This window comes from Hyalangium sp., from assembly GCF_045802625.1.
Lineage (GTDB): Bacteria > Myxococcota > Myxococcia > Myxococcales > Myxococcaceae > Hyalangium.
The window spans coordinates 17,872-32,885 of record NZ_JBJMQP010000120.1 but is presented as its reverse complement, the minus strand read 5'-3'; the positions used below and the strand labels follow the sequence as shown (position 1 = coordinate 32,885).

Annotated in this window: 10 protein-coding genes; 6 read left to right on the top strand and 4 right to left on the bottom strand. The window is 69.9% G+C overall.

Annotated features, from left to right (window positions below; all coding sequences use genetic code 11):
• Positions 1–2,802 (bottom strand): protein kinase domain-containing protein (locus tag ACJ8AT_RS22915; protein WP_407739944.1); only part of this gene is annotated, 2,802 nt, incomplete at its 3' end.
• Between the two features lie 327 nt (positions 2,803–3,129).
• Between ACJ8AT_RS22915 and ACJ8AT_RS22910 the strand changes: the two genes are divergently transcribed.
• From ACJ8AT_RS22910 to ACJ8AT_RS22890, 5 genes are all read left to right on the top strand, one after another.
• A complete protein-coding gene (locus ACJ8AT_RS22910; RefSeq protein ID WP_407739943.1) occupies positions 3,130–3,570 on the top strand; it encodes a Fur family transcriptional regulator in 441 nt (146 codons plus the stop codon).
• Positions 3,571–3,657: 87 nt separating this feature from the next.
• Positions 3,658–4,860 (top strand): TonB C-terminal domain-containing protein, encoded by a 1,203-nt coding sequence (locus ACJ8AT_RS22905; protein ID WP_407739942.1) that lies wholly within the window; start codon positions 3,658–3,660, stop codon positions 4,858–4,860.
• A 147-nt stretch (positions 4,861–5,007) separates the two neighbouring features.
• Positions 5,008–5,751 carry a hypothetical protein gene (locus tag ACJ8AT_RS22900; RefSeq protein ID WP_407739941.1) on the top strand — a complete coding sequence of 248 codons (744 nt, stop codon included), beginning with the start codon at positions 5,008–5,010 and terminating at the stop codon, positions 5,749–5,751.
• Between the two features lie 179 nt (positions 5,752–5,930).
• On the top strand, positions 5,931–7,388 hold the full coding sequence (locus tag ACJ8AT_RS22895) for a hypothetical protein (RefSeq protein ID WP_407739939.1): 1,458 nt from the start codon (positions 5,931–5,933) through the stop codon (positions 7,386–7,388).
• Positions 7,389–7,646: 258 nt separating this feature from the next.
• Complete coding sequence (locus ACJ8AT_RS22890; protein WP_407739938.1) at positions 7,647–8,558, top strand: metallophosphoesterase; 912 nt, start codon at positions 7,647–7,649, stop codon at positions 8,556–8,558.
• Positions 8,559–8,600: 42 nt separating this feature from the next.
• Here the strand turns inward: ACJ8AT_RS22890 and ACJ8AT_RS22885 are convergent, their stop codons facing one another.
• From ACJ8AT_RS22885 to ACJ8AT_RS22875, 3 genes are all read right to left on the bottom strand, one after another.
• A complete protein-coding gene (locus ACJ8AT_RS22885) occupies positions 8,601–9,770 on the bottom strand; it encodes a sensor histidine kinase (RefSeq protein WP_407739937.1) in 1,170 nt (389 codons plus the stop codon).
• 198 nt (positions 9,771–9,968) lie between these two features.
• Positions 9,969–12,860: a TonB family protein gene (locus ACJ8AT_RS22880; RefSeq protein WP_407739936.1), complete on the bottom strand. Its 2,892-nt coding sequence runs from the start codon at positions 12,858–12,860 to the stop codon at positions 9,969–9,971.
• A gap of 127 nt (positions 12,861–12,987) precedes the next feature.
• Positions 12,988–13,479 (bottom strand): helix-turn-helix transcriptional regulator, encoded by a 492-nt coding sequence (locus tag ACJ8AT_RS22875; RefSeq protein WP_407739935.1) that lies wholly within the window; start codon positions 13,477–13,479, stop codon positions 12,988–12,990.
• 323 nt (positions 13,480–13,802) lie between these two features.
• Here ACJ8AT_RS22875 and ACJ8AT_RS22870 point away from each other — a divergent pair, with 323 nt between their 5' ends.
• A complete protein-coding gene (locus ACJ8AT_RS22870) occupies positions 13,803–14,960 on the top strand; it encodes a serine/threonine-protein kinase (protein ID WP_407739934.1) in 1,158 nt (385 codons plus the stop codon).
• The last annotated feature ends 54 nt before the right edge of the window (positions 14,961–15,014 follow it).

The window sequence follows — 15,014 nt, the reverse complement described above, 5'->3', positions numbered from 1 at the left end:
GGCAGCAGAGAGTCTCTCTTTGGCGCTCTCCGCCTCTGCTTTGGCCCTTACTGCATTCTCCAGGGCCTCCCGCCGCTGCTGCTCCTTGGCCTGCGCCTCGGCCAGGTTGCGCTCAGCCTCGTCCTTGGCTTTGCGTTGCTCGGCCTCCGCGAGCTGCGCGGCCTCGGCCTGGCGCACCGCCTCCTGCTTTTGGCGCACCGCCTCCTGCTTGGACTCCCGGATGATCAGCAGCGCCACCGAGGAGGCCGCCACCAGCAGGCCCAGGAACACCATGGCTCCCACGGCCAGCGTCCGCTTGCGCCGGGTGTCCCTGGCCGCCAGTGCGAACACCGCCGCCAGGAAGTCCTGCTGCATCCGGGGCAGCTCCCCTCGGTAGCGGCGCTGGAAGCGCTGCGCCTCCTCCACCAGCTCGCCGCGCCACAGCAGATCGCTGTCTCGCTCCTTGGCCTGCCACTGCCGGGCCGCCACGCGCAGCTGCTCCAGGAAGGCCGTGTCCTCCTGGCCCTCGTCCAACCAGCGGCGCAGCGTGGGCCAGCTGTGGATGAGCGACTCGTGGACGATCTCCACGGTGGCCCCGCCAGCGCTGCCCCCGGTCTGCACCACCAGCAGCCGCGCCTGGACGAGCAGCTCCATCAGCCGCTGCAGCGCCGCGCCGTCCTGGGACAGCTCCCCCAGCTCCTCCATGGAGACGATCGCGCGGGTGCGCTCGGGCGTCACCAGCCGCAGGAAGAGCGCCCGGGCCAGCTCGCGCGCCTGCGCGGGCACCTCCGCCAACACGCGGTCCGCATGACTGGCCAGCGCTCCAGCAATGCCTCCCATGGCCGCGTAGCGCTGCTCGGTGAGCAGCTTGCGCTCCGGATCCCTCTGCTCCCAGAGCTGGCTGGCGGCGAACTGCAGCAGGGGCAGCGCTCCCTGGGTCGCCTCCAGGTGCTGGAGCATGCTGGCCACCATGGCTGGCGTCTCGAAGCGGTAGCCCGCCATCTCCGCCGGCGCCACCAGCGCGTCGCGCAGGCCCTCGAGGCTCGGCAGGGTGAGGAAGAACAGGCCGTGGCTCAGCTCCGCCATGAAGTGCTCGTCCTCGGGCACCCGGTCCAGGAAGTCGGAGCGCAGCGAGAGCAGGACGCGGATTGGCGAGGTCGCGTCGTCGGCGATGCCGGCGAGGCACGAGGTGAAGGCCCGCCGCTCACTGGCGTCGTACACCTGCGTGTAGAGCTCCTCGAACTGATCGACGAAGAGGAGGATGCTCTGGCGTGAGCGCCGCGCCCGGTTGCGCAGCACGGCGCCGACGTAGCCCGGCTCGTGGCGCATGCGCGTGATGAGCTCCTCCTGGGCGCGCAGATCATCCGCCACCGTGGTGGAGGAGCTGATCAGCGGAGCGACACTGTTGGCCAGGGCCGCCAGCGGATCCCTCCCGGGACGGATGACGAGCACCTCCCAGGCCTCGCCGGAGCGCTTGAGCGCGGGCACCACGCCGGCTCGCACGAAGGAGGACTTGCCCGCGCCGGAGGGGCCCACCACGGCCATGAGCGGCTGGTCGTGGATGCGGTTGGCCAGGGCGGCGATCTCCCGCGAGCGTCCGAAGAAGCGATTCGCGTCGGCCTCCTGGAACGAGGAGAGGCCGGGATAGGGGCTCTCGTCGAGGCTCAGCTCGCGGGCGTACTGGCCAGGGAGGAAGGGCTCCAGGGCGCGCAGCAGCGAGAGCGCATCCGGGAAGCGCTGCTCCTTGTTCTTGAGCAGGCACCGGTCCACCACGTCCGCGAGCCCCGCCGGCACCTCCGGCGCCACGGCACGCAGGCGAGGCATCGGCTCGTCCAGGAAGCCCGTGACGGCGAGCTGGGCCCCCCGCAGCGGATCCAACGGGTGCTTCCCCGCCAGCATCCGGAACAGCATGATCCCCACGGCCCAGATGTCCGTCCGGTGATCCACCTCGGCGCCGCCGCGCCACTGCTCCGGGGACATGTACGAGAGCGTGCCCATCAGGGCTCCGCCACGCGTCAGCTCCGGCGGCGTCTCGCCGGGCTTCAGGACTCTGGGCGGGCCGTGCGTCTCCTCGGCCTGGGGAGCACGTCCCTCCTGGGTCTGCTCGGACGAGCGCTCCGGCTTCTGGAGCAGCTTCGCGATGCCGAAGTCCAGCACCTTGAGGGTGCCCGCGTCCGTGACGAAGATGTTCTCGGGCTTCAAGTCCCGGTGGACGATGCCTTGTCCATGCGCGCACCCGAGCGCGCGCACCACGGGCACCATCCACTCGACAGCGCGAGGCGGCGGCAGGCGCCCGCTCCCCGCGGCCTTGCTCAGCGGCTGACCCTGCAGGTACTCCAGGACCATGTAGGGGCTGCCTTCGAACTCCCCCACCTCGTAGATGATGACGATGTTCTCGTGGCTGCAGCTCGCGGTGGCCCGCGCCTCGAGGATGAACCGCCGGGTGATCTCCGGCGTGGTGGTGTGGAGGAACTTGATGGCCACGCGGCGGCCCAGCCGCGTGTCTCGGGCGAGGAAGACGGTGCCCATGCCGCCGCTGCCCAGCTGGCGGATCAGCTCGTATTGGTGGATGCGGGTGCCAGACTCCAGCGCGGGGCCGGACTCCAGGCGCGGGGCCGCCTCCGCGCGAGCCCTCGCACGCTCCGGGCTGAAGAAGGGCCGCTGCGGTGGCGCTCCGGGAGCCGACTGCGCGGTGGGCGGGCTGGGCGTGAAGATGGAGCCCGCGCCCGTGAGCTGGGTGTTCTCCTCCCGGGCGCTGGGCGCACGAGTCACTGCGTTGCCAGGCAGCGGCCTGGCCACGACATTGGGTTCTCTCTGGGTCATAGTTCCGGTTCCGTCTCGGTGAACGGTTGCGAACCGGGGTGTGGTGAGCGTGCCGAGGAGCTCGGCCCCCCCCGAGCTCCTCGTGCCTGCCCCTCGACGCCAACTCTCCGTCCTGTCCGGTTTTTCCGGAGGCAGTCGCAAGGTGCGAAGTGATCAATACAAACGGGAGTGGTCCCCGGGGGACGAGGCATGTGTCCGGTAGGCGGCGCCCCGGCGTTGCAGGCACTGCTGGCTATCGCCCCCCAAGTTCAGTTGAAATCGGGCGGCATGAGTCCCTCACCGGCCCGTTCCTCGCAGCGCACCGTCTCCTCGCGCTCCCAAGCTCGAATGCCCTCTGTACGACAGCCCAAGCTCGTTGATTTCCAGGACAAGATCCGCTCGGTGGGGCTGCGCAGCACCGCGCCTCGGGTGGCCGTGCTGCGAGAGCTGGAGCGGGCCACCGCGCCGCTGAGCCACGCGGATCTCGTCGAGTCCCTGGGCGACGAGGGCTACGATCGCGTCACCATCTACCGGAACCTGACGGACCTGACCGAGGCCGGGCTCGTGATGCGCGCCGATCTGGGCGATCACGTGTGGCGCTTCGAGCTGCGGCGCCCGGGCAAGACGCACACCGGGAGCCACCCCCACTTCACCTGCACGGACTGCGGAACGGTGTCCTGTCTCTCCGAGGAGTCCGTGCGCCTGACGCCGTCCAAGGGGGCGCCCAAGTCCGTCGCCGCGCGTGCGGTGGAGATCCACCTGCGCGGCCTCTGCGACCGCTGCGTTTGAGTCCCGAGGCGGACAGCGCCTGCCTGGCTGTCCACCGCGTGACGGGACGGAGTTGAGCGCGCCCCGGCTTTCTGGGAGCGTGGGGGGATGCGGCGCTCACGCCTCGGGTGGGCCGGGCTCGTCTCGGTCCTTCTTCATGCGGCGCTCCTGGCTCTGCTCTGGGAGCATGAGCCCGTGCGCCAGATGAGCGCGCCGCAGCCAGCGCCGCCTCCGCTCGTGGTGGAGGTGCTCTCCTCGCCTCCCGAGCCGCCTGCTCCCGCCCCCGCTCCTCCGCCTCCTCCCACGCCCCATCCCGAGCGGCCCCGGCCGGTTCGCCGTTCTCCTCCGCCCGAGTCTCCCCCCGCGATGCCTCCTGCTCCTCCAACCCCGGCCGTGCCTCCCCCGGATGCGCCGCTCGCGCAGGAGCCGAAGCACCCGTCGCTCGTTCCTCCTACGCCCTCGGGAGGCTGGAGCGTGCCGCAGACCGCCGAGGCCTCGCATGGCCACACGCTCCACCCGGATGATCCGAGCCTCTCGCCCGAGGCGCTGGCCGCCGAGGAGCATGCTCGCGTCTCCGCCCGGGTGCAGTCCTTCGCCGAGGATGATCTCGCCACGCTGCGCGTCGAGAACGGCTTGGTGCACCCCTACTTCAGTGAGATCCGCGCCGCGCTGGAGAAGCAGATGGAGAAGCCGCCGTTCTTCGACGTGCAGAGCACCGGCAAGCGCCTGGCCCAGAACTACCTCGCCCAGGCCCAGCGCTATGGCGCCACCGGCTCCACGCGCGGCCCCACCGGCTCCAAAGGCCGCGAGCCCCGCACGCCCGCCGAGCGCCTCGAGGCCCTCTCCCACGGCAACCCGGCGCACGACTCGATGCGCGCCTTCCTCCAAGCGGGCGAGGCCATGCAGCAGCTCGCCGAGCCCGCGCCGGACCTCGTCATCGTCCTGGAGCTGCAGCAGGCCGCGGACGGCCAGCTCCGCTCGGTGCAGGTGGTGGAGCCCAGCGGCAACAAGGCCTTCGACAAGTACGTGCTGGACTCCGTGCCACCCTCGCTCGCCCGGCTGGCGCCTCCGCCCGAGAAGGCGCTGGGGGTGCACAAGGACGGCCTCCGCACCCTCTGGGCCGTGGAGGGCCGCGTCGTCTACCTCCGCCACCTCAAGGAGCTCGAAGGACAGGATGCCTGGTACGTCGCCAGCGCGGCAGGCCTGGGCCTGCTCTCCGGACGCTTCGAGGAGACCACCGGCGACATCTATGTGGTGGACCTGCGCAACCCCAAGTTCGTCTGCCGCCCCAAGCTGCTCAAGGTCTGGTGAGCAGAGCGGCGTCTGCCTGACTGGCTGCTCTGCCCGGCTGCTCTCCGATCAGGAGGGGCCAGGGAAGAGAGCGGCGGTTGGCGCGGAGAGAGATGCACCCCACTTTTTCCCCCGAAGTTCATTCAATCCATTTCAAGGGGACGGGGAATGAAGAAGCTTATTGCGGCGCTGGCCATCTGCGTGGGTACCGCGGCCTTCGCCAACGACACGACCACCAACGACAAGGTCCAGAAGGAGCAGCAGGCTCAGCAGGCGAAGAAGCGTGACGCCACCCAGGTGTTCACGCAGAAGCCCGGGGACTCCCTCAAGGAGTCCCAGCAGGGCGCGAACGAGGGCGTCGACGCCACCCAGGTGGGCCCGACGATCTCCAAGAAGTTCAAGGACATCACCGGCGTCCAGACCGAGAGCGAGGGCACCTTCAAGAGCGCCCAGGCCTTCACCATCAAGGGCACGATCAAGGACAAGACCACTGAGGGCGTGACCATCGAGCGCCCGGGCCTGCCGGCCGCGGACCTGGACATCCGCGACAAGACGGCGCTGTGGCTGGACGGCAAGAAGGTGAAGAAGGACGCGCTGCCCGAGGGTGCCCAGGTCCGGGCCAAGTTCCAGCTCGAGGGCCAGGACATCGTCGCCGTGGAGCTGCGCGCCGTCAGCCCCAGGGGCACCTCCACCAAGTCCACCGACAAGACGATGAAGCACGACACGGTGAACGACAACGGTACGGGCGGCGCCGGGCTGAAGAATGACGCACGCGACACGGGCAACGACGTGAAGAACGGCGCCAAGGACGTGGGCAGCGACATCAAGAACGGCGCTCAGGACGTGGGCAACGACGTGAACAACAACGCGAACGATCTGCACAACGACACGAACAACGATCTGCAGAAGTAGGCACCGCGTTCGCCTCAAGCAGTCGGGCCCGCTTCCCTCACTGGGGAGCGGGCTCGACTGCTTCTGGGAAAACCCCTTCCCTCCCTGGGAGGCCGATCACCCTCCCAGGCCTCTTGCACCCCGCCTCCAGGCCGGTACGGCAATTGCTCCTGATCCACCGATGGAGGAGGCCAAAGAACGTGAGACGGAGACTGTGGGGCGCGTGTGCGGTGGTGGCGGTGGCGTTGGGATGGGCCTGTACGGATTCTGGGAAACAGACCCCGCCCGTGGTCGAGGAGCCTGAACAGCCTCAGAAGCCGGCTCCGGATGCGAGCACTCCTCCTCCGGTCGACACTCCGGACGCGGGCACTCCTCCGGACGCGGGCACTCCTCCGGACGCGGGCACTCCGTCGGATCCGGTCAATCCGCCGCAGACCGGCGGCCCGGGCCCCTGGCCGAACGAGAAGCTCGTCAACTACACCCAGCGCTACAACCTGGGGCGCGTGCGCTCGGTGGGCGTGGATGACGCGTACAACCTCTGGCTGCTGGACGGCGAGCGCATCGGCGTGCTGCGGCCGGGCGACACCGAGCCGCGCTGGGTGAGCAACATCGGGCAGGCGCGCAATGGCTTCGGGCCGGATACGCTGGCGCTGGGCTCCACCGTCATCTGCGGCGGGAGCGCGGGCCGCGCTTACGTGGGCTACGCGGCCGCCGAGCTGTCTCCCTCGTTCATCTACAGCCCGGATGGGAGCAACTTCCCCGCCTACAATGATCCAGATCCGAGCCGGTTCGACCCGGTGCGCTATCAGGAATACCAGAAGGGCGACATGGACGTGGTGCGGCTCACCGCGGACGGCAACGTGGAGCTGGAGGAGCACCTGCAGAAGTCCGTGCGCAACGCCCCGCAGAACCTGGGCCTCCGCAACTCGAACGATCACCACTTCGACGAGGACCGGACGGTGCTCACCTGCACCAAGGTGATGCGCGGGGCGAACCGGGGGGACATCTACATCGGCACCAACCACGGCGTCACCCGCATCAAGGGGCTCGTGTACAACAGCCACCGGCACCCGGTGTGGTTCAAGCCCAAGTATGACGAGAACGGCAACCTGGTGGGCAAGACGCAGATGACGGGCCTGTGCAACGCGCTGGGCATCGGCCAGAACGGCGAGGTGCTCATCGGCAACGACTGGAACGTGGGCGTGGTGATGCCCTCGCCGAACCTGATCGACTGGGACCGGATGGATGACAGCGTCAACCCGGAGAAGCTCAACAGCTTCGTCAAGGAGGTGAACAGCGTCGAGGAGATGGACTACTGGCGCGGCTTCCAGCAGACGAAGGATGGGCTCTACTACGTGGCCAGCCGGGACTTCGGGCTGTGGCAGATGACCATCCAGCGCCGCTCGGACGAGCAGGCCACGAAGGTGCAGGGGCTGCCCACGGACTCGCTGCTGTCGCTGGCGGCCACGGACGATGGCTCGCTCTTCATCGGCACGGCGGGCGCGGGGCTGTGGCAGCTGGATGCGCAGAAGCACCTCACCAAGGTGGACGGCGTGGCCGGCGGCACGGTGAAGGAGCTGCACTATGATCCGACGGTGACGCCCGCGATGCTCTACGTGCTCACGGACGCGGGGCTCACGGTGCTGCGCGGCTACTGAGCCGGACACGGAGCGGCTGGCTGAAGGCTGGCAGGTGACGGGGCGAGGGTGCCAACACCCTCCCCCGTTTCTTTTTTGGCGGGTAGCCCAGGGAGCGGCCGGGCACGGGGCAGGAATTTCTCCGTGGCTTTCGTGCTTCTTGTTCTCCGACTTTCGGATGCTCGTGGGGCAAGCAGGTCCAGGCCCCCACCTTCATCCGCGTGGGATGTCCTCTCTAGAATCTCCAGCCCTTACCCCCTCCCCGACGGAAGGAACCGCATGCGCCTGAGACTCTCCCGCCGCCTCGCCCTCCGCGCCGAGAGTCCGGCGCCTTTCACCAAGAGGCGCAACCGGCTGGCGCTGGCTCGGAACCAGGTGGTGGCGAGAAGCGGTGAGGATCCGCTGCGGTCCGAGCTCCGCCTGCGCTGGCGCGATCACTTCGCGCTCAACGAGTATGAGCTCCACGTCCCCGGGCTGAACCCGTCGCACGAGGGCCTGCGCGTGGCCCAGCTGTCGGACATCCACGTGGGGCAGGCGACCTCCGACATCCGCATCCGCCGCGCGGTGATGGCCGTGAACGCCTCGGCGCCGGACCTCGTGTTCCTCACCGGCGACTATGTGACGCACAGCCCCAAGCCGCTGCCGCGCGTGCGCGAGGTGCTCTCGGGCCTGCAGGGCCCTGTCTTCGTGGTGCTCGGCAACCACGACCATTGGGTGAACGCGCCCTATCTGCGCGAGGGCTTCGAGCGCCTGGGCTACACGGTGCTGCAGAACGAGCACCGCGTGGTGCATGTGCGCGGCGCTCCGGCGGCGATCCTCGGCGTGGATGACGGGCGCACCGGGCGCGATGACGTGGCGGCCACCTTCCGCGGCGCGCCCACCTCGGGCACGCGCCTGGTGCTGGCGCACACTCCGCCGACGGTGGAGAAGCTGCCGCCGTACGCGGGGCTGGTGCAGTTCTCCGGGCACACGCACGGCGGCCAGTTCTGGGTGGGCGGGCTGACCGAGGCCCTCTTCCGTCGCGCGGGCCAGCCCTACATCCGCGGGCACTACCAGGTGCGGGGCAACCAGCTCTACGTGAACCAGGGCCTGGGCTTCGGCTTCGGCGGCCCGTACCTCCGGCGCGGCACCCAGCCGGAGGTGGCCTTCTTCACCCTGCGCGCCGCTCCCGCGGTCCAGGCCGTGGAGTAGGCGCGAGCACCCCCCGCGCCTGCCTCCCCGGCCCGCCGAGGCTCACGTCGAGTGGGCCTCGCCCGGGGCCGAGCGCTCCGCCAGCGCCTGGCGCGCGTCGCGTGGCAGGAGCACGGTGAACGTGGTGCCCTCGCCCTCGGCGGAGTGGACCGCCACGCGCCCGCCATGCGCGTGGACGAGCTCCCTCACGATGTAGAGCCCCAGCCCCAGCCCCCTGCGCCGCTTGCGCTGGCCCGAGGTGTCCGCCGGCTGGAAGGGCTCGAAGAGCGTGGCCAGCCGGGGCTCGGGGATGGGCTCGCCCGGGTTGTGGACCTCGAGCGCCAGCAGCTCCCCGCGGGCGTAGCTGCGCACGAACACCGGCACGTCCGCTCCCCCGTGCTCCAGCGCGTTGCCCACCAGGTTGCTCACCACCTGGGCCAGCCGCTCGGCGTCCCACATTCCCCAGCCGGAGTCCTCATCGTCATAGGCGATCTGCCGCTCCGGGTACGCCACCGCCAGCTCCTCCACCACCTGGCAGCACACCGAGGACAGGCTGGAGGGCGCCAGGACGAGCGGGATGCCATCCGAGCGCCGCGCCCGCGTGAGGTCCAGGATGTCGGCGATCATCTTCGTCATGCGCGCCGCGCTCGCCTCGATGCGCAGGCCCAGCTCCTGCTGCATCGCCGTCAACGAGCCGTACTGCGCCATGGCTCGCGCCGACAGGCTGATGGCGTTGAGCGGGTTGCGCAGGTCATGCCCCAGGATGCCGAGGAAGCGCTCGCGGAACTCCGCCTCCTCCTCCATGCGCTCCTCGCGGGCCTGAGCCTGCTCCAGCGCCTGGCGGGCCTCGCGCTCCTCCAGCCGCTCGCGCGTCACGTCGCGCAGCCACAGCGCGAAGCCATCCCCGTGCCGCACCGCCGTGGACAGCCACCACGTCTCCACCCCCCGGGACTGGACGCACAGCTGGGTGATGGACGGCTCTCCCGTCTCCAGCACGCGTGCGCAGTCGGCCAGCTCCAGCAGACCTTGCAGCTCCTCCGCCCACCGCGCCGGGCCCCCGTCTGGCTCGTCCAGCCGGGCCCGGGCCTCGGCGGCTGGATTGGCCGCCACGAACTGGAACACGAGCAGGTTCCCTTCAGGATCGCGCGTCGCTTCGAAGAGGAGACATGGCGTCGGGCTCTCGGCATAGAGCCCTCGCGCCAGGGTTCTCCCTGGAACAGAAGACGTCAGCATGGACACAACCCCCCAGCGCACCGCTATCGAGCCAGGAAGCCGGACGAAGAAGAGCGCGCGGCGCAGCGCTTGAGCCCTACCACGTTTCACACCGGAGTGTTCTCACCCCAGACTTTAGATCGATGCCACGAGTGCGTAGCGGTAGACATTCGCTCGGCCGCGGCCCAGGGGCTGTGAGGCGCCGGACAGCGGATTCGCTCAGTAGCGCCCCTTGAGCCCGAGGATGGGCAGCACGACGGGGATGCCAATGGGCTTCTTGAGCAACGGCGTTCCCGGAGGGCCAATGGAGGTGTAGTCGAAGCCCACCACTTCCTGGCTGATGCTCACATTCAGCATGTCCAGGTACGCCTCGAGCGTGAACGTCTCGAAGGCCCACGCCTTGGCCAGCCGCACGTCGAACCGGAAGAAGGCGGGGAGCCGGTCCACCTGATCGCGATCCACGGGAACCCAGGCGGGCACCATGGAGCCATCCGGGGCCACGCGGACGCCCTCGCGTTGCGTCTGGGTGCCCAGCGCCGCCGTCTCGGGGCGCCCGGTGTTGAAGTGCAGCACTCCGCCCAGCGTGACGTTGTTGGCGAACTTGTAGCTGAGCACCAGGTTCAGGATGTGCGTCTGGTCGAACACGAAGGGCAGGCTCTTCGCATCCTGGCCCACCACGTCTCCGTGCAAGTCATAGCGATAGAAGCGTGTGTAGCGCGTGCTGCGCTGCAGCGAGTACGAGAGCCATCCGAACCAGTTGCCCCCCAACGGCCGGCGCAGCAACACCTCCATGCCGTACGCCAGGCCGTGGCTGACCAGGTTCGGCAGATCCCGATTGTTGATGGCGACCTGGGAGGCCCGCACCTGCCTCTGCCGGGGCGGCGAGGTGACCCCTCCTCCATTGTTTCCATCATCAACGATGGTCTCGTCCGCGAAGGGCGTCAGCTCCACGGTGCGAAGCATCGGGTTGACGTAGACGTCCAGGCCCACGTCGAACGAGTGGGGCGCCTTCCACTCCGCGCCCGCCGTGAGCTGGAGCGCCTCCTGGAGCCCCTGCTCGAGCCCGGAGATGTCCACCACGGGGATGCTGATGATGGTGGTGGGGGCCTGGTGGAAGAGCCCTGCTCCGCCCTTGAGCGTCAGGTCGTCGCGCAGCCGGTAGCGCGCGGTGAGCCGCGGCTCGAGCGCGGCGTGGTTGATGCCTCCCGACAGGTGGTAGTTGTCCACGCGCAGCCCGGGCACCACCGTCCACTTGTCGTCCGGCTGCCAGAGCAGCTCGCCCCACGCTCCGGTGAAGAGCCCCACCGCCACCGGCTGGTCGAGCCGCACCTCGCGGATGCCGGTGCCATCCAGGTCAGTGCCCTCGGATCGGGCCGTCACCCGCGCGAACTTGCGATCCACGTCCGCGCCGCTGCGCAGCGACAGCCGCTCGGAGAGCTTCGCGTCGTAGCCCACGCGCGCCGCCAGCGTCCCCTGGTCGATGAAGAAGTCATTGGTGCCGCTCGTGTCCCGGCCCACCGTGGACAGCCGATCCAGCCCCCACGTCACCCCGGTCTCCAGCTCGCCCGGCCCCACCCGCCGCCGATCCCGCAAGTCCACCCGGTGGAAGAGGATGGTCTGCAGCGCCGTGGTGCCCAGCGTGTCCTGGGCCTTGGTGCCGAACGTGTCCGAGGAGCCGAACGCGAACAGCCGCAGCTTCCCCTCCCCCAGGTCCTGCTCCACGCGCGCCTGGTAGTCCCAGAAGTCCAGCACGAGCTTGTCGTTCTTCCGGCCCGGAGGCGGGGGATCCTGGAACGCGTTGGCCCCCAGGGAGATGATCCACGGCGTGTATGAGTAGCGCCCGGCGATGGAGACGTTGGTGCCGGTGGTCTTGAAGGGGTACTCGACGAAGGCGCCCGCGTTGATGAGATCAATGTAGGCGCTGCCGTGGACGCGATCATCGCGGGGGTGGCTCAGCCGGCCATCGATGGCGCCGCCCATCAACCGTCCGTACCGCGGCGGCGGCGTGCCGGGGTAGAAGTCGATCGTGTCGATGAAGTCTGGGTGGAGCACCGCCGGACCCAGGAAGAGGTGGAAGAGGATGGGGACCCGGATGCCATCCAGATAGTAGCCCGTGGATGACGGCTGGCTGCCTCGCACCACCGGGTAGGCCACTCCCGAGAGCATGCTCCCCACACCCGGCAGCAGCATCACCACGCGGAACGGATCTCCCATGGTGCCGGGCACCTCGCGCAGCTCCGCCTCGTGCAAGGTGACGCGGGACACCTCCGTGCGCTCGCGATCCCCGCGCACCACCGTCTCGTACGGGTTGATCACCAGCGGCTCCAGGCCGTAGACGACCTCCAGCGTCTCGCCCCGGCGCATGTTCTCGATGAAGGTGGCGGGCTTGTGCCCTGGCGCCGTCACCCGCACCCGCTGCGCCGCCGAGGGCCAGCGCGCCTCGAAGTGCCCCTCCGCATCCGTCTCCACGGGCACGCCCGGCGCGGCGTCCGAGATCAGCACCGCTCCCGGCAGAGGGCGACGGTTGCCCTTCTCTCGCACCAGCCCCTTGAGCGTCACGGACGCAGGCGCGGGCGCCGGGCCTCCATCCCCTGCCGGGGCCGCTCCCTCGACAGGCGCCTCGAAGTGGTACTCGAAGCCGATGCGCACGGGGACCGGCTCGCCGTTGAGCAGGGCCGGGGTGAAGCGCAGGCCCGCGGCGGCGTGCAGCGCGGCGTCGTTGAGCAGCGGGTGCGGGCCCTCCACCAGGGTGGCGGACTCGACTTCGCCCGCCTCGTCCAGCAGCAGCTCCAGCCGCACCGTGCCGGTCACCCGCTCCGCGGCGAGCTGCTTCGGGTAGGTGGCCGGAGAGTCCGCGAGCAGCGTAGGGGCCTGAAACGCGGGCTCCACGCCAGCATCCCGCGGGCCGGGCGCCTCCACCTCGAACCCCGCGCCGGTCCGGTGGACCCCCACCTCCGTGGGCAGGCCCGCATCCGGAGGGCCCGCATCGAGAGCACCCGGCCCTGCGCCCCAGGCCCGCACCGCGAACAGCGCCACGGCGAGCACCCACCCCACCTGCACGGACCGGCCCCTGTCGGAGTGCCGCTTCGGCCCGGCCCGTCTAGTCGCCATGTGCCATCCACGGCTCGCTCATGGGGCGATGAGGCCAGTATTTCCGAGGGGATGACAAGCGTGATCATCCGCCGCGAACCGCATCGCCTCCGGGCCCGTGGGTGGGCAGTTCACCCCACCGCCCGCCTCACGAGCGGGCGATGATCGCGGTCGCCACCAGGTGCATCAGCTTGATCTGCGGCCGCCTCAGCCGGCGCAGGGTGCGCAACAACCGGCGCATGTCCGGAGTGTCATCCAGCCCGGAGGGCACCTCGTCCGCCCAGGGCGAGTCCTCGGGCGAGCTGTTGCGCGGCGCCAGGCCCATCAGCTCGTCCGGGCCGCTGCGCAGCACCACGCACAGCCGCAGCAGCGTGGGCACGCTGGGCAGCATCTTCCCCCGCTCCATCCGCCCATACACCTCCGTGGCCACGCCAATGCGCTGCGCCACATCCGCCTGCGTCAGCCCCGCGCGCATGCGCGCCAGCCGAGACGCCCCGCCCACCGTCGATGCCAGGCGCTTCTCCATCCGCCGCACCGCAACGGGCAGCTCCGGCTCCTTGCGGCGCGGACTGCGGCGCCCCAGGGAGAAAGAGATCGTCGAACCTTTCAGGTTGGCTCTCACCACACGAACCTTGCTCACGTGAACGAGAGGAGGCGAGCCACCCACTGGCGCTCGCTTCCAGGCGCGGCGTTATAACCTGCCACGTCGGGAGCACATACCCCTATTTGACAGGTCGTGCCCTATTTCATGGGTTGGGTCCTTGCCCCTTCTCGCCGCCTAAACCCTGGAATTTCCGTTTAGGCCGCTCATTCCTGACGCTTTGCGTCAGATAGGCCCTATCAGGTAGGACGGTGCTCGGGCACTCAGAGGTGCTCCCAGGTCCTCCAATCCGACCCAATAGGTGACGGCGGCCAGCGGAGGGACCATACTCTCCAGGTCCTCTCGCTCGCAGGAGTGTCGCCATGGCACCCCCCTCCACAAAGCCTCCCTTCGCCAAGGTGTTGCTGCGATCCGGGCCTACGGCGTACGAGTTCGTCCGCTGGCTGGGTCCGGCTCGCAATGGAGAGCTGGTGCTGGCCCGGCGCCGCTACGGGGAGAACTTCGGCGGCTTCAGCATCATCAAGCGCCCCCGTCACCCCTTGTCCGAGGAGACACGGCGCCGGCTGCTGGACGAGGCCCGCGTCACCTCGCAGCTGCACCACCCCAACATCCTCGGCGCGGTGCAGTTCAAGGGGACGGATGACATGCCCCTGCTCGTGCTCGAGCACGTGCCCGGGTACCGGCTGGCCAGCATCCTGGAGGCCGCGGAGCGGGCCCAGCAGCCGCTCTCGGAGGGCTTCGCCTGCCAGGTGGCGGCGGAGGTGGCCGAGGCGCTCCAGCATGCCCACACGCTCGTGGACGAGTATGGCCGCGAGCTGGGCATCGTCCACCGCGACGTGACGCCTCACAACATCCTCGTGGGCGAGCACGGCGAGGTGAAGCTGCTGGACTTCGGCGCGGCCTGGTCCCGGCTGGCCGGGCGCGTGAGCAGCGAGGGCCCCGCCCTGCAGGGCAGCCTCGCCTACGCCGCCCCCGAGCACACCCTGCACCTGGGGCTGGATGGGCGCGCGGATCAGTTCTCCCTGGGCATCGTCCTGCTTCAGATGCTCACCGGCCGCCACCTCTTCGAGGGCGCCGATCGCTTCGACGCGCGGCAGCGCCAGCCCCACTCGCGGCAGAGCGTCGCCACCCAGCTGTGCGCCCAGGAGCTGCTCGAGCGCATCCGCGATTACTCGGTGGCGGAGCTCGAGGCCGCCACGCGCGCCGTGCCCGAGGCGCTGCGCTCCATGGTCCACCGCGCGCTCTCGCCGGATCGATCGAGCCGGTTCCCCTCCTGCGGCCACTTCGCTCGCGCCCTGCGTCAGTACCTGAAGGACACCCAGCAACACCTGGGGCCACCGGAGGTCCTCGCCGAGCTTGTCACCCTGCGCTACGTGGCCCTGCGCGTGGAGGCCGGAGAGACCCCTGCCGACGCGGTGTGCGATCGGCTGCTGTCCGAGCGGCCCACCCCTCGCTCGGCGCCTCGCACGCTCTTGGGCCACCGGGCCGCGCGCCTCCGGCCCCCGCCGCGCCGCCGCTGATCATCGAGTAGCCAACATCCGTCCCTTGCGGGAACTTCACTCCGCCCGGCATTC

Excerpts from the sequence above, each read along its gene's own strand:
- ACJ8AT_RS22885 (WP_407739937.1), bottom strand. The coding sequence starts at position 9,770 with ATGCTGACGTCTTCTGTTCCAGGGAGAACCCTGGCGCGAGGGCTCTAT.
- ACJ8AT_RS22870 (WP_407739934.1), top strand. The coding sequence starts at position 13,803 with ATGGCACCCCCCTCCACAAAGCCTCCCTTCGCCAAGGTGTTGCTGCGA.
- ACJ8AT_RS22900 (WP_407739941.1), top strand. The coding sequence starts at position 5,008 with ATGAAGAAGCTTATTGCGGCGCTGGCCATCTGCGTGGGTACCGCGGCC.
- ACJ8AT_RS22890 (WP_407739938.1), top strand. The coding sequence starts at position 7,647 with ATGCGCCTGAGACTCTCCCGCCGCCTCGCCCTCCGCGCCGAGAGTCCG.
- ACJ8AT_RS22910 (WP_407739943.1), top strand. The coding sequence starts at position 3,130 with ATGCCCTCTGTACGACAGCCCAAGCTCGTTGATTTCCAGGACAAGATC.
- ACJ8AT_RS22905 (WP_407739942.1), top strand. The coding sequence starts at position 3,658 with ATGCGGCGCTCACGCCTCGGGTGGGCCGGGCTCGTCTCGGTCCTTCTT.
- ACJ8AT_RS22880 (WP_407739936.1), bottom strand. The coding sequence starts at position 12,860 with ATGGCGACTAGACGGGCCGGGCCGAAGCGGCACTCCGACAGGGGCCGG.